Below are 16,980 nucleotides of genomic sequence, written 5' to 3' on the forward strand. Positions count from 1 at the left end.
CGCGGGGCGGGGCTCGCGGGGCGGGGCTCGCGGGGCGGGGCTCGCGGGGCGGGGCTCGCGGGGCGGGGCTGTGGGGGCTAGGGCTGGGGCAGGGTTGCCTGGAGGGCGGCTTCCTTTGTTGCCACCAGCTTCTCCAGGTCCTGCTGGTAGGTCGCCATCCTGGCGCGCAGGTCCTCGTCGGCGGCACCCAGGATCCGTACGGCGAGCAGACCGGCGTTGCGGGCGTTGCCGATCGACACGGTGGCGACCGGGATCCCGGCCGGCATCTGCACGATGGACAGCAGCGAGTCCATGCCGTCGAGGTGCTTCAGCGGCACCGGCACGCCGATCACTGGCAGCGGCGTCACCGAGGCCACCATGCCGGGCAGAGCGGCGGCACCCCCGGCCCCCGCGATGATCACCTTGAGGCCCCGGTCGGCAGCGTCTCGACCGTACTCGATCATCGCGACCGGAGTCCGGTGCGCCGAGATCACCCGGACCTCGTAGGCCACGCCGAAGTCATCCAACACCTCGGCCGCGGCCCGCATGGTCGGCCAGTCCGAGTCGCTACCCATGATCAAACCAACCGTGCTCACTGCGACCCTCTCCTCGTTCCCGAAACCGTGCTTCACCCGATGCCGTGCGTCACAAGAGAGCGCGCTTCAGCCGAGACCAACGCTCACCCGAGACCGCGCTTCAGCCGACACCAACGCTCACCCGAAACCGCGCTTCAGCCGAAACCAGCGGTCACCGCAACCAAGGCTCAGCCAAGGCCAAGGCTCACGGGAAACTGTGGTTCACTCGTGGCCCTCGCGCAGCCAGCGCGCGGCCCGCGCGGCCCGCGCCCGCAGGTCGTCCAGGTCGTCACCGAGCACGGTGACGTGCCCGATCTTGCGGCCAGGTCGCACCTGCTTGCCGTACAGGTGCACCTTGGCACCGGGCTCGGCGGCGAAGAGGTGGTGCAACCGCTCGTCGATCGACATCCCGCCCGGCTCGCCGCCGAGCACGTTGGCCGACACCACCACCGGGGCGGTCAGCGCGGTGTCGCCCATCGGGTAGTCCAGCACGGCCCGCAGGTGCTGCTCGAACTGCGAGGTCCGGGCACCCTCGATGGTCCAGTGCCCGGAGTTGTGCGGTCGCATCGCCAGCTCGTTGACCACGATCGCGGACCGGCCGGCGTCGTCGCGTACCTCGAACAACTCCACCGCCAGCAGCCCGATCACACCAAGCGCGGTGGCCAGGTCGATGGCGAGCTGCTGAGCGGAGACCGCCAGCTCCTCGTCCAGGCCGGGCGCCGGAGCGAGGACCTCCACGTTGATGCCGTCGCGCTGCACGGTCTCGACCACCGGGTACGCGGCCACCTGACCGAACGGCGAACGGGCCACCTGGACGGCCAGCTCCCGCCGCAGCGGCACCCGCTCCTCGACGATCAGCCGGGTACCACCGGCGAGCAGCGTGGTCGCCAACTCGGTGGCCTGGGCGGCGTCGTCGACCATCCAGACGCCCCGGCCGTCGTACCCACCGCGAGCCGCCTTGAGCACCACCGGCCAGCCGACCTGCTCGCCGAAGCCGACGAGGTCGGCGGGCTCCGCGACCGGCCGCCAGGCCGGGTTGGGCGCACCCAGCTCGGTCAGGCGTTCCCGCATGACCTGCTTGTCCTGGGCGTGCAGCAGTGCGTCCGCCGGCGGGTAGAGGGGCACCCCTTCCGCCGCCAGTGTGCGGATGTGCTCGGTGGGCACGTGCTCGTGGTCGAAGGTGACGACGTCGCAGCCCTTGGCGAAGGTGCGCAGCGCGGCCAGATCGGTGTGGTCGCCGTACTGGACGTCGGCGGCGACCAGTGCCGCGCCGTCGTCAGGGGCGGTGGCGAGCACACGCAGTGACTGGCCGAGGGCGATCGCGGCCTGGTGGGTCATTCGGGCCAACTGGCCGCCACCCACCATGCCGACAACTGGCAGACCGGTACGGGAATCCATAGCGCGGCCAGCCTATCCGGGCCGCCGACGGGCCCACCGGGAGGGCCGGCGACCCGCCTCGGAAGCGCTGGCGGGACGACCAGGCGGGCGGGGCGGGTGACTACCGGGCGTGGCCGTGCGCTCAGCTCAGCTCGGCTACCAGCTCCTCGACCGAGGTGACCGGCCGCTGGCAGACGAAACCCCGGCAGACGTACGCCGCGGAACGCCCCTCGACCAGCGGACGGTCGGCGAGCAGCGGCACACCCGGCTGGTCCGGACGCCCGGCGACGACCACCGCCCCGGGCGGCGCGTGCCGGTGGGCGGCGGCCACCAGGGGGTCGCCGGCCGGGTCGTCGGTGACCACGGCGATCTCGTACGGCCCGGAGAGCAACGCCTCGCCGACGGTCGCCGCGTACCCGGTGAACCGGGGGTGCTTACCGACGATCGGCGCGACTGTGCCGAGCGCCGCCTCGGCGGCCTCCCGGTAGCGCGTCTCTCCGGTCAGCGCCGAGTACGCCACCAGCCCGGCGATCAACGCCGACCGGCCGGACGGGGTGGCGTTGTCGGTCGGGTCGGCCGGGCGGGCGACCAGCCGCTCCGCGTCGTCGGCGGTGTCGTAGAAGGCGCCACCGGGCGCGGCGAAGTGCGCCAGGGCGGTGTCCAGCAGTTCGCCGGCCAGGGTCAGCCAGCGGCCCTCGCCGGTGAGTTGGTGCAGCGCGCAGAACGCCTCGGCGACACAGCCGTAGTCCTCCAGGACGCCGGCCGGCTCGCCGACCCTGCCGTCGCGGGAGACCCGGCGCAGCCGGCCGTCCACCAGGTGCACGGTGGCCAGGTGCTCGGCGGCCTGGCGCATCGCTCCGTCGGCGACGATGGTGACGCCGTCCATCAGGTTGGCGTCCTGATCCTGCGGGGACGCGTACCCGGCGGCGACCTGCTGGAACTCGGCGATGGCGGTGATCGCCAGGCCGTTCCAGGCGGCCACCACCTTGTCGTCGAGGGCCGGCTGGGGGCGGGTGTCCCGGGCGGCGAGGAGTCGCCCGACCACCTGCTGCCAGCGGGCGCGCACCTCGGGCGCGGCGTCGTCCACGTCCCGGGCGAGCCGCAGCACGCTCATGCCCTTCTCGAAGGTGCCGTCGTCGGTGACGGTGAACAGGTCGGCGGCGAACCGGCCGTCCTCCTCGCCCAACGCCTCCACGAGCTGCGCCGGCGTCCAGGCGTAGGTGAGCCCCTCGACGCCGTCGGTGTCGGCGTCCAGTGCGGACGCGAACCCCTGCCCGGGCCGGTGCAGCTCGTCGGCGAGGAACCGGGCGGTGTCCCGAGCCACCCGGCGGGCCAGCGGGTCACCGGTGAGTCGCCACAGTTGGGTGTAGAGCCGCAGCAGCAGCGCGTTGTCGTAGAGCATCTTCTCGAAGTGCGGCACCGTCCAGTGCGCGTCCACCGAATACCTGGCGAAGCCGCCCGCGAGCTGGTCGTAGATGCCGCCCCGGGCCATCGCCTCGGCCGTGTGCCGGGTGATCTCCAGGCTGCCCGGGTCACCGGTGCGCTGGTGGTGGCGCAGCAGGAAGAGCAGGTTCATGTGCGGCGGAAACTTCGGGGCGCCACCGAACCCGCCGTTCGTGGCGTCGTACTCGCTGGCCAGCTTCGCGGCCGCGGCGTCGAGCAGCGGGGCGTCCAGTGGCGCGGTGGGGCCGCCCACGGCCTGCGCGCCGCCGATCGCCTCGACCACGGCGGCGCCCTGGCCCAGCACCGCCTCGCGCTGCTCCCGCCAGGCGGTGGCGACCGACTGGAGCAACTGGACGAAGTTGGGTCGCGGGAAGTAGGTGCCGCAGAAGAACGGGGTGCCGTCCGGGGTGGCGAAGACGGTCATCGGCCAACCGCCCTGGCCGGTCATCGCCTGGGTGGCGGTCATGTAGATCGCGTCCACGTCCGGACGTTCCTCGCGATCCACCTTGATCGACACGAAGTTGTCGTTCATCAGGGCGCCGACCTGCTCGTTCTCGAACGACTCATGCGCCATGACGTGACACCAGTGGCAGGCCGCGTAGCCCACCGAGATGAGCACCGGAACGTCCCGCCGCTTCGCCTCGGCGAACGCCTCGTCCGACCAGGGCCACCAGTCGACCGGGTTGTCGGCGTGCTGGAGCAGGTACGGACTGGTGGCCTCGGCGAGTCGGTTCACCTGACGACCATAGCCAGCCCCGGCGCGGACCGCGCGGGGTCCACCCGGACGGTCAGGACGCGCCGTCTGCGCGGAGCCGGAACACGTTCGACTCCGCCGAGTCGCGCAGCGACCCCAGCACCGCGCCGATCTTGTCCGCCGGCATGGGCTTGAAGAAGTGGTAGCCCTGCGCGGAGGTGCAACCCAACTCGGCCAAGGCCATTCGCTGCTCGGCGGTCTCCACGCCTTCGGCGACCACCCGCAACCCCAACTCGTGAGCGAGGCCGACGGTCGTCCGGACGATCGCGGCGGCCTCCGGCGAGTCGGCCATCCGGATGACGAAGGAGCGGTCCACCTTCAACTCGTCCACCGCGATCCGGGTGAGGAAGGTCAGCGACGAGAAGCCGGTGCCGAAGTCGTCGACAGCGAGTTGCACGCCCATCGACCGGAGCGTCGCCAGCACCTCGTCGATGACCTCCAGCTCGCTCATCACCACCGTCTCGGTGATCTCCAGGACGAGCCGGTGCGGCGGCACCTGGTGGCGGCGCAACGCCTCGGCGATCTCCGCCGGCAACCGGGGGTCGAGGAGACTGCGCGCCGAGAGGTTGACCGAGATCGGCACGTCCAGCCCGTCCCGGGCCCACCCGGCGGCCACGCTCAGCGCCTTGTTCAGCACGTAGCGGGTGAAGGTGCCGAGTTGCTCGCTGTTCTCCACCGGCCGGATGAAGTCGGACGGATTCAGCCATCCACGCCGGGGGTGCTGCCAACGGATCAGCGCCTCCACCCCGGTGGGCGCACCCGTGGCCAGGTCGACAGCCGGCTGCAACGCCAGCACCAGCTGATCGTCGACCGTCAACGCTTCCCGCAGCTCGGCCAGCAGGGCGAGCTGGTCGGTGCTGGCCGCGTCGCGGGTGCCGTCGTACGCGGCGACGTTGCCCCCGCCCTCCTTGGCCTGGTACATCGCGATGTCGGCCCGACGCAGCAGCTCGGTCAGGTCCGCGGTGCCCGCGGCGGCCACCACCACCCCGACCGATACCTCGATGGACATCCGTACGCCGGCCACCTCGGTCGGTGCGGCCAGCCGTTCGGCGATCTCGCGGGCCTGGCGCAACGCGTGGGCCATCGGGGCGGCCCGGTCACCGAGCACCGGCGCCGCCGTGAGCAGCAGGGCGAACTCGTCGCCGCCGAGCCGACCGAGCAGGTCACCGGCGCGGACCAGCGCGTTGAGCCGGTTCGCGGTCAGTCGCAGTAGCTGGTCACCCGCCGCGTGACCGAGGGTGTCGTTGACTTCCTTGAACTGGTTGATGTCCAGCAGCAACAGCGCCACCGGGTGGTCGTGGCCGAGCTGTCGCAGCGACTGGTCGCCCTTGCTCAGCATCGCCGCCCGGTTGGCGAGCCCGGTGAGCGGGTCGTGCACCGCCTCGTACGACGACCGGGCGGTCACCAGCCGCAGCTCGTGGTGGGTCGCGGCGTCGTGCAGGGCGGCGGCGAGGGCGTCGCCGAACGCGGCCACCGCGTCACGTTCCCGGGCCGTGGGTGGGGCCGAGCGGGGGAACCGCACCCGAAGCCGACCGACCGGCGTGGCACCGACCGACAGCGACCGGCTCAGCTCGTGCTCGTCCGGCTCCGACTGGTCCGGCGGGCTGGTCTCCCGGTCGACCAGCTGACCGCTGGCGTCGCCCCGGTAGCGGTGCCACCGGCCGTCGGCACGGGCCACGTCGACGTCCACCAGCTCGGCGTTGAACAGGGTCAGCGCCCCGGTGACCGCCGCGCTTGCCACGCCCCGCTCGTCGAGCTGATTGAGGGCCGCGGTGGCCTCGGCGAAGGCACGCCAGGTGCGCCGCTCCTGATCGGAGCGCAGCCGGTAACGGTAGGTCTGCTGCAACAGCCACAGCAGCGGCGGTAGCAGCAGCAACCAGCGTGGGTCGAGTTCCAGAAGGGCGACCACCACGAGGCCGACCGCCACGTTGCCGACGAACATCAGCAGCTTGCCACGCAGCGCGGCGAGCAGCGGCGGCCCGATCGGCAGCCCGTGCCGCAGACCCAGCGTCACGCCGCCCAGCCAGGCGGTCACCAGGAGGTACGTCACCGAACCGGCGATCACGGCCAGCGCCAGGGTCGGGGTGGGTGGCGAGAGCAGGGGCCGCCCGAGCGCGGTGGTCACGGAGACGGCCAGGGCCGACGCGGCGGCCAGCGAAGCGGCGATCCGGACGATCTCCAGGGCCGGACGGCGGTCGCTGTGCAGTGACAGCAGCGTCCAGGCCAGCCCGGTGCCGAGCAGCGTGGCGGACGGGAGCCAGCCGGCTGGAGTCAGGTAGAGACAGACGATCAGGGCCGCCTCGCCCCAGGTGATGCTGACCATGCCGGCGGCCGAGCGGAATCGCAGCCGGGCGAGCTGGGCGAGGGCCAGGACGGCGACGGCGATGCCGAACCGGGCCGGACCGCCGAGGGGGTCGTCGGCCGGCAGCCGGACCGGGAGGGTCAGCCCGACCGCGGCGGCGGCCAGGGCGGTCAGCGTGACGGCGGCGGTGAGCACGAGCAGCCGGCCCGGTGTGCCACGCACCCCGAGCCGATCGAACGGGTCGCCGGCCGGACCGGAGGTCATCGACCGTCCCCGTCAGCCGACCGACCGACGTCGCGGTGGGCGGCCGGTGCTGTGCTGGTCATCGGCGCCCCCTCCCGCACACGGCTCGGAGACTTTTGGTCCCCCCGGCGGAAGGCTAAGCCAAACCGGGTGGTCGCAACAGGGGGCGACCACCCGGTTCGGCGTGATTCACGCGCGGACTACCCGTTCAGGTGCTGCTGGTGCCCGTTGGGAGCGGGCGTGGATGAATCACGCCCCCCGGTCCCGTCTGTCGGATCGACGACTGTGGCATCGGCCCTGGTCGGGTCGGTCGGCCCGGACTGCTGGGGGAAACGGTCCGGCAGACGGCGCAGCCGGGCGTTCATGTTGCGGATCAGCAGAATGGTCGCGGTGGCCAGCAGCAGGATGAGGAAGAGGCCCATCGGCCCGGCCAGACCACCCGTGCGGGTGTCCCCGAAGTTGTTCTCCGCGAGCACCTGGGCAGCGGTCAGCATGGCGTTCCTCCGATGTGCGGTTGGTAACCAGGGTAGCCCCGCCGGGAATCAGCGCGCGTGCGCCGTCTCCCGCACCCCGGCGAAGAGGTCGGACTCGGGCAGCGGGCTGTCGACCATCGACCGGGCCAGCTCGTAGTCCTCGGTCGGCCAGGCGCGCTGCTGGAGCTCCATCGGCACGTGGAACCAGAAGCCGTCCGGGTCGACCTGGGTGGCGTGGGCGCGCAGCGCGTCGTCGCGGACCGGGAAGTACTCGGCGCACTCGACCCGGGTGGTGATCCGCGGGCCCTTGTCGGGGCGGTCCTCCCACCGCTTGAGCCACTCCTCGTAGGGCGACTCCAGACCGGCGGCCAACATGCCCTCGTGCAAGGCCATGATTTTGCCCTTGGAGAAGCCGATGTCGTAGTAGAGCTTCAGCGGCTGCCAGGGCGCGCCCAGCTCCGGGTAGCGCTCCGGGTCACCGGCGGCCTCGAACGCGGCCACGCTCACCTTGTGGCACATGATGTGGTCGGGGTGCGGGTAGCCACCCTCCTCGTCGTACGTGGTCACCACGTGCGGACGGAACTCGCGCATCAACCGCACCAGCGGGCCCGCGGCGACCTCGACGTCCTGGAGGGCGAAACAGCCCTCGGGCAGCGGCGGCAGCGGGTCGCCCTCGGGTAGACCCGAGTCGACGAAGCCCAGCCAGGCCTGGTCGACGCCGAGGATCGCCCGTGCGGCGTCCATCTCGGCACGCCGGATCTCGCCGATGTTCGCCCAGACGTCGGGTCGGTCGAGCTTGGGGTTGAGCACGCTCCCGCGCTCGCCACCGGTGCACGTCACGACCAGGACGTCCACCCCCTGAGCGACATATTTCGCCGTCGTCGCCGCGCCCTTGCTCGACTCGTCGTCCGGGTGCGCGTGCACGGCCATGAGACGCAGTTGCTCTGCCAACTTCGGCGCTCCTCGTCTGTGCCGGGCGGTGGACCCGACCGGGCTCGACCGGCTGACCTGCCGGGATCTTTTCTCACCGCACCCTGTCACCGGCCACCAGCGCCGGGCATGACCTGCCATTCCTGCCGCGGGGCCGGGTGGGAGGATGGGGCTCTGTCATTCTTGCCGATGCCGCCGACAACAACGCCAGGAGATACCCGCCGGTGACCGAGACGCACGCCACAATTTCACCAGGCGCGCCGGTATTCCCGGCCGGGCGCTACGGCCGCCGTCGGGCACCGGGCGGAAAGCGCCGCCGTACGCTGCTGGCCGCGCTGGCGCTGTTGGCGCTCGTCGCGACGCTGACCGTGATCTCGGTCCGGCTCTACCGCCAGTACGGCGACCCGGTCTACGACGCCCAGGTGATCACTTACACCGACATCACCGACAGGCAGGTGCTTGTCGACTTTCGGGTGACGGTCCCGTCCGGTGGGTCAGCGGTCTGCGTGCTGCGCGCCCGAGACCGCGCCGGCGCCGAGGTCGGCCGCGAAGAGGTCACCGTGACCGCCGATCCCGGGGATCGGCACGTCACGACCCGGCACCGCCTGGCCACCACCGCGCGGCCGTTCATCGGTGAGGTCCTGCGCTGCCGAGCACCCTCCTGAGCTGCCGAAACACCACCAGAACCGGGGCTGGCGGGGCGTTCACCCCCGGTGTGTGATCCGGACACCGGCGGTGATGGCCGACACGCTGTGTCGTACCGCACTGGTAACTTGGTAGTTCACCTGTCAGCCAGCCACGCACAACTGAGGAGAACGCCTGTGTCCACTGGCAACGAGGCGCCCGCCACCTGGCTGTCCCAGGACGCGTACGACCGCCTCCAGGCCGAGCTCGACGAGCACATCGCCAACCGTCCGGTGATCGCAGCCGAGATCAACGCTCGGCGCGAGGAGGGCGACCTGAAGGAGAACGGCGGCTACCACGCCGCCCGCGAGGAGCAGGGCAAGGCCGAGGGTCGCATCCGCTACCTCCAGGAGCTGCTGCGCACCGCGAAGGTCGGCGCGGCGCCGACGGCGGACGCGGTGTCGCCCGGCATGGTGGTGACGATCTACTTCGACGACGACACGAGCGACACCGAGACCTTTTTGCTCGGTTCCCGGGAGATCGCCGCCACCACCGACCTGACCGTCTACAGCCCCGAGTCCGCGCTGGGCAAGGCGATCCTGGGCGGCCGCGCCGGGCAGACCTGCACCTACACGGCGCCCAGCGGCGCCGACATCAAGGTGACAGTGGTCAGCTTCGAGCCGTTCTCCGGCTGACCGTCGCCGATCGCGTCACCCGCTGCCGGCCGGGCCGACCGACGCCGGCACCCCGCTGCCGACACACCGCGCATCCGAGGCGTGGCACCCACAGGTGTCACGCCTCGGCCGCGAAGACCACCTGGTAGCCGCTGGCCCGCAGAGCGCTGATCAGGGTGTCCGAATGCTCGACACCACGGGTCTCCACCGACAGCGCCACCTCCACCTCACCGAGGCTGAGGTGCGGGTTGGCCCGCTGGTGTTCCACGTCCACCACGTTGGCCCGGTGCTCGGCGATCTGGCTGAGCAGCGATGCGAGCTGCCCCGGCCGATCCGAACAGCGCACGGTCACCCGCAGGTAGCGGCCTGCGGCGGCCAACCCGTGCTCGATCACCCGCATCATCAGCAGCGGGTCGATGTTGCCGCCGGAGAGCACCGCGACCACCGGCGTCTCCACCTCGACCACACCGGCCAGCAGCGCGGCCACCCCGACCGCACCGGCCGGCTCGACCACCTGCTTGCCCCGCTCCAGCAGCATCAGCAGGGCCCGGGAGATGTCCTCCTCGGAGACCGTGACGATCTCGTCGACCAGCTTGCGCACGTGGTTGAAGGTGATCTCGCCCGGCCGGCCGACCGCGATGCCGTCGGCGATCGTGGAGAAGATGGGCAGCCGGACCGGTTCCCCGGCCACCAGTGAGGGCGGGAACGCCGCCGCACCGGCCGCCTGCACGCCGATGATCCGGACGTCCGGGCGCAACGCCTTGGCGGCCACCGCCATGCCCGAGATCAGACCGCCGCCACCCACCCCGGTGATGATCGTCTTCACGTCCGGGCACTGTTCGAGGATCTCCAGCGCCACGGTGCCCTGCCCGGCGATCACATCGGGGTGGTCGAACGGGTGGATCAGCACCGCTCCGGTGCGCTCGGCGTACGTGTGTGCCGCGACCAGCGACTCGTCGACCGTGTTTCCGGCCAACTCGACCTGCGCGCCGTACCCCTTGGTGGCGGCCATCTTCGGCAGCGGCGCGTTGACCGGCATGAAGACGGTGGCGTGCGTCCCGACCAGGCCGGCGGCGAGAGCCACGCCCTGCGCGTGGTTGCCCGCGCTCGCCGCGACCACCCCGCGCTCCCGCTCCGCGGCCGACAACCGGGAGATCCGCACGTACGCGCCCCGCACCTTGTACGAGCCGGCGCGCTGCACGTTCTCGCACTTGAGCCACGTCGGCCCGCCCAGCGCCGCGCTGAGCGGCCGGGAGGGCTCAAGCGGGGTGGTGCGGGTGACGCCAGCGAGCAACTCCCGTGCGGCCCGCACGTCGTCGAGACCGACCAGTTCCGTCATGCCCCGATCGTGCCATTCGCCCCCGGGGCACCCGGCGGCGACACCGGTGCGAGACGTGCGGGAGACGATCACGCGGTGGCCGTCGACCCCGTCTCGACGCGGGGATAACCGGGGGCGTGGCGCGTCCACGGGGCGGCCATCTCGAACTGCCCGGCCACACCGAGCAGCAGCAGCTCCGAACCGGGCGGGCCGACCAGCTGCACGGCGACCGGCAGGCCGTCGGGGCGGCGTCCGACCGGCACGACGACCGCCGGCAGGCCGGCGATGTTCCAGGGTGCGGCGTACGGGGCGTACCGGATGTTGGCTGTCATGTTCGCCCGCCAGGACCGCTCCGACCAGCGAGCCGCCTCCGGTGGCGGGCTGGCCAGCGCCGGGGTGAGGAGCAGGTCGACCGAGTGGTCCGTGAAGAAGTCGACCGACCGTTGCCGCCAGGCGGCCCGGTCCGCCTCCCGCACGTAGCCGCGACGCTGCGCCCACTCGCCGAGCGCGACGTGTCGCCGGGTACGCCGTTGCAGCCCACGCCGGTCCAGACCGGAGGCCCGGACATCGGTCGCGGCAGCGGCGAGCCAGGTCGCGATGCCCTGCAGGCCGAGCGCGGTCGGGTAGACCGGATCGGCCGGCACGGTGTCGTGCCCGGCGGCGGCGAGGAGCCGACCGGCGGCGGCGACCGCGTCCCGGTTCGGCGCGTCCGGTGCGACACCGCGCACCGGGGAGCGCAGCGAGACACCCACCCGCAGCCGCTGCGGGGGCACCAGCTTTTCCGGACGCCGGCCGGCGAGCACCGAGAAGCCCACCGCCGCGTCGGCGACCGTGCTGGTCAACATGCCGTGTTCGGTGAGGCCGAACCAGTCGTCCGCCCCGAGCTGGCAGGGGACCACGCCCCGACCCGGCTTGAGCCCGACGAGTCCGCAGCAGGCCGCCGGAATCCGGATCGAGCCGAGACCGTCGTTGGCGTGCGCCATCGGCACCAGCCCGGCCGCGACCGCGGCGGCGGCACCACCGGAGGACCCACCGGGGGTACGCGTGCTGTCCCACGGGTTACGGGTCACCGCGCTGTCGTCGTCGGTCAGCGCCCACAGCCCCAGCTCCGGCATTCGGGTCACGCCGAGGATCACCGCGCCGGCGCCGCGCAGCCGGCGCACCACCTCGTGGTCGGCCTCCGCCACGTCGGTGCGGGCAGCGGCCGACCCGTTCCAGGTGGGCAGGCCGGCGACCGGGGTGTTCTCCTTGACCGCCACCGGAACCCCGGCCAGCGGCAGGTTGGCCAGGTCCTCCTGCTCGTCGACCTTCTCCGCCTCGGTGATCGCCTCACCGCCGCGAACGGCGCGGAACGCGGCCAGCTCACGGTCGGCTCGGGAGATGTACTCGAGGTGGTCGGCGACGACCTGGGTCGCCGAGACGTCCCCTCGGCGTACGCCCCGGGCGATCTGCTTGGCGGTCGCTCCGACCCAGGTCGCCATGATGTCCTGCACGGCCATCCTTCCCCAGCGGTCAGCCCAGTGCCTGCTCCAGATCGGCGAGTAGGTCGTCGACCGTCTCGATGCCGACAGACAGTCGCACGAGATCGCCGGGAACTTCAAGCGGCGAGCCGGCAGCACTTGCGTGTGTCATCCGACCCGGGTGCTCGATCAGGGACTCCACGCCACCCAGCGACTCGGCGAGCACGAAGAGCTTGGCCCGGTTGCAGATCTCGACGGCGTGGTCCTCACCACCGGCGGCGCGGAACGAGATCATGCCGCCGAACCGGCGCATCTGCTTGGCGGCCACCTCGTGACCGGGGTGCGAGGGCAGCCCCGGATAGAGCACCTGGGCGACCTTGGCGTGACCGTCGAGGTACGCGGCGAGCCGCTCGGCGTTGTCGCAGTGCCGATCCATGCGTACCCCGAGGGTCTTGATGCCGCGCAGGGTGAGCCAGGCGTCGAACGGGCCGTTGATCGCACCCATCGCGTTCTGGTGGTAGCGCAACTCCTCGCCGAGTCCGGCGTCGGCGACGACGAGGGCGCCACCGACCACGTCGGAGTGCCCGCCGACGTACTTGGTGGTGGAGTGCACCACCACGTCCGCGCCGAAGGCGATCGGCTGCTGCAGGTAGGGCGAGGCGAAGGTGTTGTCCACCACCAGCAGGGCGCCCGCGTCGTGCGCCACGGCGGCCAGGGCGGCGATGTCGGCGATGCCGAGCAGCGGGTTGGTCGGCGTCTCCACCCAGACGATCTTCGTACGGCCGGGCTGCACCGCCGCCCGGACCGCGTCCGGGTCGGAGACCTTGGCCGGGCTGAACTCCAGGCCCCAGCGCTGCGCGACCCGGGCGAAGAGCCGGTACGTGCCGCCGTACGCGTCGTCCGGGATCACCACGTGGTCACCGGGCTGGCACACGGCCCGCAGCAGGGTGTCCTCCGCCGCGAGGCCGCTGGCGAAGGCGAGCCCGACCGGCCCGCCCTCCAGCGCCGCCAGGCACTCCTGGAGCGCGTCACGGGTCGGGTTGCCGGAGCGGCTGTACTCGTACCCGAGGCGAGGTGCGCCGACGGCGTCCTGGGCGTACGTGCTGGTCTGGTAGATCGGTGGTATCACCGCGCCGGTGCGGGCCTCGGGGTCCTGACCGGCGTGGATGGCGAGCGTCTCGAAGCCGTGACTCATTCTGGTGAGGCTAGTGCCCCGTCCCGAAGGCTGGAACGGAACCCGCGCTCCCGCTGGGGCCGGACCTTCCGGCCCGGCCCCCACGTGCCAGCCAGGGGCCGACGGTCGATCAGCCGGCCGGTACGGGCAGGACGTGCAGTGTCGCCGGGTTCCGCCCGGCCCAGTCGTAGGAGAGCGCGTAGAGCCGTGCGCCGTTCGGCGACCAGGCCAGCCCACCCGGGGCCAGCTCACCGCCGCCCAGCACGAACCGGGTCAGTTCGGTGCCGTCCGGCTGATAGACGAACAGGTACGAGGTGTCCGCCGCCGCGGCGATCCTGGTCCCGTCGCGGGACGGCTCGACGGCGGCCGGGTAGGGGCCGGTGGGGAAGATCGCCGAGGGGGTGGTGATGTCGGCGAACGGGAACGCCTGCACCTCGTACGGGGCGCCGGCCGCCGTGTAGAGGGTGGCGCCGGTCGGATCGAGGGCGATGTCCCGCAGGTTGCTGCCGACAACCGTCCACTCGTTGGCCCGCAGCAGGGTCAGCGTTCCCCCGGCTCCGAGCGCGTACGCGTAGACCGACGCCGGGCTCAACGAGACCTGCCCGGCCAACAGCACCGCTCGGTTCTGGCTGGCGGCAGCCAGCAGCGGAGCGCCGTAGAAGTCCTGGGTGGTGGCCATCCCCGTCGTCACTCGGGCCGGCTGCCGTCCCAGGTCGATCTGGCCGATGTTGCCACCCCACTGGTCGCAGCCGTAGCCGAACCACAGGTACCGGCCGGTCAACGCCAGCGACGACGGGCACTCGCCCGCGCCGGTGTCGTAGCGGGCCGACTCGACCAGTGAGCCGGTGTCGAAGGCGGCGATGGCGTTGGCGGTGGGCAGCGCCACGTAGAGGGTCCGCCGGTCGGCGCTGAGCAGCAGGTCGGTGGGGCCGGGCAGGCCCGACAGCGTGCCGACCACGGCGCCCGCCGCGCTGGTCACCACGACTTCGGTGGCGGAGCTGCCACCGCTGACGAAGACCCGGTCACCGGCCGACACCACGTCGGCCACCGTGTTCAGCGGCAGTGGGGTGGCGGTCTGCGCGGCGGCCGCCTGGGCGGGGCCCGGGGCCGTGCCGGTGAGCAGCCCGGCGGTCAGCGCCGCCAACGCCAGGGTGAGACCTCTTCTGATCTGCAAGCTTCGTCCTCTCAGAGCGTCGACGCGGACGCCGACGGCCGGGATCGCCAGGCACTCATTCATTCACGTAGATGATTATCACAGTCGGTTCTGGCGTGGGGGGCGCCGTGACCCGCGAGGCCGCCGGCATAGCCTGACCCGATGAGCGGTTGCGTGTTCTGCGGGATCGTGACGGGCGAGGTGCCGGCGTTCCGGGTGGCCGACACCCCGGACGGGGTGGCGTTCCTGGACACCCGCCCGGTGTTCAAGGGGCACGTCCTGGTGGTGCCCCGGCCGCACCTGGTGACCCTGGCGGAGTTGCCGGCCGACCTGCTGCCCGCCTACTTCGCCCTGGTGCAGCGGCTGGCGGTGGCGGTCGAGACCGCTCTCGGCGCCGGTGGGACGTTCGTGGCGATGAACAACAAGGTGTCCCAATCGGTGCCCCACCTGCACACCCACGTGGTTCCGCGTACCAAGGGCGACGGTTTGCGGGGCTTCTTCTGGCCGCGCACCCGGTACGACGACGACACCGAGGCCCAGACGTACGCGGACCGGATCGCGGCAGCGCTCCCGAGCGGGGCCTGACCGACTGTCACGCGGGTAAGGAAGCTGGACCCTCCGGTGTTACACGCTGGGAGAGGTACGAGAGGAGATCCCCACCGTGTTTTTGCGCCGTATGAACGCCGAAATGGTCTCGCCCGACCAGGCCCTGCCGGGCCGTCCGATCGCCATGCCGGTCGCCGACCGCCACGAGGTGCTGGGCACCCCGTTGCAGGGCCCGTTCCCTGAGGGCCTCCAGGTCGCGGTCTTCGGCATGGGCTGTTTCTGGGGTGCCGAGCGGCTGTTCTGGACGCTGCCCGGCGTCTACACCACCTCCGCCGGCTACGCGGGTGGCATCACCAAGAACCCGACGTACGAGGAGACGTGTTCCGGCCGGACCGGGCACGCCGAGGTCGTCCAGGTGGTGTACGACCCCAGCAAGATCAACTACGAGGATCTGCTGAAGGTCTTCTGGGAGAACCACGACCCGACCCAGGGCATGCGCCAGGGCAACGACGTGGGCACCCAGTACCGCTCGGCGATCTACACGACCACCGACGAGCAGCGGACCATCGCGGAGTCGTCCCGCGACGCGTTCCAGCCGATCGTGACGCGGGCCGGCAAGGGCGCGATCACCACCGAGATCGCCCCGCTCGGCAGCTACTACTTCGCCGAGGACTACCACCAGCAGTACCTGGCGCCGACCAAGAACCCGAACGGGTACTGCAACCACGGCCCGAACGGGCTGAGCTGCCCGGTCGGCGTGGCCCGTGTCGGGGGCTGAATCGAGGCGTTAGCCTGATTCGGACGCATGGGAGGGCACGATGAGCAGCGACAGCGCCAACCGTCCGCACGGTTACGCCAAGCCGGTCGTCGTGCCCGAAACCCTCGATGAACTTCGCGGGCCCACGTCCGGGGTCATAGATCTACCACGCCACCTGAAATGGTCCGGCAACTCCCGTTACGACCTCGCCCAGCCCGGACGCGTTGGCGACCTGTACCGGACGGTCCTCAACGAGGCTGCCAGCCCGGCCGACCTCTACACCTATGTCAGCCGCGACGCCCTGATCCAGCTCTGGCCGTCGATGTGGTTGCCTCAAGCCGTGCGCCGAGCCTGGGAAGAACGCTTCCCCGAACTCGACAGTGCCCCTCGACGCGCCGCCTGAACGATGCTGCCGAGCCACATCAAGATCACTCGAGTCGCCCTCGCGGCTGCCGGCCGATTTGGCTTCGCTCTGGCCGGTGGCTACGCGGTGAGCGCGCACGGCATGGGCAGTCGACTCAGCGGCGATGTGGATCTCTTCACGGCCTGGCACCTGCGCGCCTCGTTCCCGGAAGCGGTCGACAACGTCATCGTCGCTCTGGAAGAACACCGATACGCGATCACCATCCTGATTCGGAACGACACGTTCGCCCGTCTGCTCGTGACGGACCGTAGCGATCCGGACGGCGAGCCGGACAAGCTGGAGATGTCGGCGGACTGGCGAGCGCACGAGCCCGTGATGTCCACCGTCGGCCCTGTTCTCCATCCCGACGACGCCGTCGCCAACAAGATGTGTGCACTCTTCGGCCGCGCCGAAGCTCGGGACTACCTCGACGTGGACGCCGCCCTCCTCAGCGGCCGGTACACGAGGCAACGCCTGCTCGAGCTGGCCGCGGCTGCGGATCCCGGCTTCGAGCCGCGTGCCTTCGCAGACGCCCTGGGGGCGTTGACCCAGATCACTGACGCGGACTTCGACTGCTACGGGATACCGGCCGCCGAGCTACCCGCTCTCCGCGAGCGTTTCGCGCACTGGCGACGCGAGCTCACCGACGCTCCGTAGGCACTACGACTGAGGCCGAGATCCGCCTCGCTCGGCGGCTACCAGGACTACCACCAGCAGTACCTGGCGCCGACCAAGAACCCGAACGGGTACTGCAACCACGGCCCGAACGGGCTGAGCTGCCCGGTCGGCGTGGCC

16 protein-coding genes and 1 pseudogene are annotated in these 16,980 nt (G+C 71.7%); 7 read left to right on the forward strand and 10 right to left on the reverse strand.

All coding sequences use genetic code 11. The features are described 5' to 3' along the window. Window positions 1–77 precede the first annotated feature (77 nt). The 6 genes from purE to mca all read right to left on the reverse strand — a co-directional run bounded on the left by purE (window position 78) and on the right by mca (window position 8,097). Window positions 78–575 carry a 5-(carboxyamino)imidazole ribonucleotide mutase gene (purE, locus tag ACZ6NZ_RS19895; protein WP_465859468.1) on the reverse strand — a complete coding sequence of 166 codons (498 nt, stop codon included), beginning with the start codon at window positions 573–575 and terminating at the stop codon, window positions 78–80. Window positions 576–776: 201 nt separating this feature from the next. Continuing rightward, window positions 777–1,952: a 5-(carboxyamino)imidazole ribonucleotide synthase gene (locus ACZ6NZ_RS19900; protein WP_465859469.1), complete on the reverse strand. Its 1,176-nt coding sequence runs from the start codon at window positions 1,950–1,952 to the stop codon at window positions 777–779. 121 nt (window positions 1,953–2,073) lie between these two features. After that, the gene (locus ACZ6NZ_RS19905) at window positions 2,074–4,110 is read right to left on the reverse strand and encodes a thioredoxin domain-containing protein (RefSeq protein WP_465859470.1); all 2,037 of its coding nucleotides are present in this window, start codon (window positions 4,108–4,110) and stop codon (window positions 2,074–2,076) included. A gap of 52 nt (window positions 4,111–4,162) precedes the next feature. After that, the gene (locus ACZ6NZ_RS19910) at window positions 4,163–6,694 is read right to left on the reverse strand and encodes a putative bifunctional diguanylate cyclase/phosphodiesterase (protein WP_465859471.1); all 2,532 of its coding nucleotides are present in this window, start codon (window positions 6,692–6,694) and stop codon (window positions 4,163–4,165) included. 179 nt (window positions 6,695–6,873) lie between these two features. Continuing rightward, the gene (locus ACZ6NZ_RS19915) at window positions 6,874–7,167 is read right to left on the reverse strand and encodes a hypothetical protein (RefSeq protein WP_238666652.1); all 294 of its coding nucleotides are present in this window, start codon (window positions 7,165–7,167) and stop codon (window positions 6,874–6,876) included. Between the two features lie 48 nt (window positions 7,168–7,215). Further along, complete coding sequence (gene mca / locus ACZ6NZ_RS19920) at window positions 7,216–8,097, reverse strand: mycothiol conjugate amidase Mca (RefSeq protein WP_091394187.1); 882 nt, start codon at window positions 8,095–8,097, stop codon at window positions 7,216–7,218. A 203-nt stretch (window positions 8,098–8,300) separates the two neighbouring features. Here mca and ACZ6NZ_RS19925 point away from each other — a divergent pair, with 203 nt between their 5' ends. Together ACZ6NZ_RS19925 and greA are read left to right on the forward strand one after the other, a co-directional pair. Then, window positions 8,301–8,741, forward strand: a complete 441-nt coding sequence (locus tag ACZ6NZ_RS19925) for a DUF4307 domain-containing protein (RefSeq protein WP_465859472.1) — start codon at window positions 8,301–8,303, stop codon at window positions 8,739–8,741. A gap of 156 nt (window positions 8,742–8,897) precedes the next feature. Further along, on the forward strand, window positions 8,898–9,395 hold the full coding sequence (greA, locus tag ACZ6NZ_RS19930) for a transcription elongation factor GreA (RefSeq protein WP_366610346.1): 498 nt from the start codon (window positions 8,898–8,900) through the stop codon (window positions 9,393–9,395). A gap of 97 nt (window positions 9,396–9,492) precedes the next feature. Here the strand turns inward: greA and ilvA are convergent, their stop codons facing one another. From ilvA to ACZ6NZ_RS19950, 4 genes are all read right to left on the reverse strand, one after another. After that, on the reverse strand, window positions 9,493–10,713 hold the full coding sequence (gene ilvA / locus ACZ6NZ_RS19935; protein WP_465859473.1) for a threonine ammonia-lyase: 1,221 nt from the start codon (window positions 10,711–10,713) through the stop codon (window positions 9,493–9,495). 68 nt (window positions 10,714–10,781) lie between these two features. Beyond that, window positions 10,782–12,191: an amidase gene (locus tag ACZ6NZ_RS19940; protein ID WP_366610344.1), complete on the reverse strand. Its 1,410-nt coding sequence runs from the start codon at window positions 12,189–12,191 to the stop codon at window positions 10,782–10,784. 13 nt (window positions 12,192–12,204) lie between these two features. Continuing rightward, window positions 12,205–13,347, reverse strand: a complete 1,143-nt coding sequence (locus tag ACZ6NZ_RS19945; protein ID WP_355005630.1) for a cystathionine gamma-synthase — start codon at window positions 13,345–13,347, stop codon at window positions 12,205–12,207. A 109-nt stretch (window positions 13,348–13,456) separates the two neighbouring features. Continuing rightward, window positions 13,457–14,500 (reverse strand): YncE family protein, encoded by a 1,044-nt coding sequence (locus ACZ6NZ_RS19950; RefSeq protein ID WP_465859474.1) that lies wholly within the window; start codon window positions 14,498–14,500, stop codon window positions 13,457–13,459. Window positions 14,501–14,641: 141 nt separating this feature from the next. On the opposite strand from ACZ6NZ_RS19950, the gene ACZ6NZ_RS19955 reads away from it, so the two are divergent. The 5 genes and pseudogenes from ACZ6NZ_RS19955 to ACZ6NZ_RS19975 form a co-directional block, all read left to right on the forward strand. Beyond that, window positions 14,642–15,064 (forward strand): HIT family protein, encoded by a 423-nt coding sequence (locus ACZ6NZ_RS19955; protein ID WP_465859475.1) that lies wholly within the window; start codon window positions 14,642–14,644, stop codon window positions 15,062–15,064. Between the two features lie 76 nt (window positions 15,065–15,140). Next, entirely contained in the window at window positions 15,141–15,803 is a 663-nt protein-coding gene (msrA, locus tag ACZ6NZ_RS19960) for a peptide-methionine (S)-S-oxide reductase MsrA (protein WP_366610339.1), read from the forward strand. 40 nt (window positions 15,804–15,843) lie between these two features. Further along, window positions 15,844–16,185 (forward strand): hypothetical protein, encoded by a 342-nt coding sequence (locus ACZ6NZ_RS19965; RefSeq protein ID WP_465859476.1) that lies wholly within the window; start codon window positions 15,844–15,846, stop codon window positions 16,183–16,185. Window positions 16,186–16,188: 3 nt separating this feature from the next. Next, the gene (locus tag ACZ6NZ_RS19970) at window positions 16,189–16,842 is read left to right on the forward strand and encodes a nucleotidyl transferase AbiEii/AbiGii toxin family protein (protein WP_465859477.1); all 654 of its coding nucleotides are present in this window, start codon (window positions 16,189–16,191) and stop codon (window positions 16,840–16,842) included. A gap of 42 nt (window positions 16,843–16,884) precedes the next feature. Next, window positions 16,885–16,980 (forward strand): annotated as a pseudogene (locus ACZ6NZ_RS19975) (peptide-methionine (S)-S-oxide reductase MsrA); the annotation flags it as partial.

The sequence above is a fragment of the Micromonospora sp. NPDC047756 genome, from assembly GCF_055587245.1.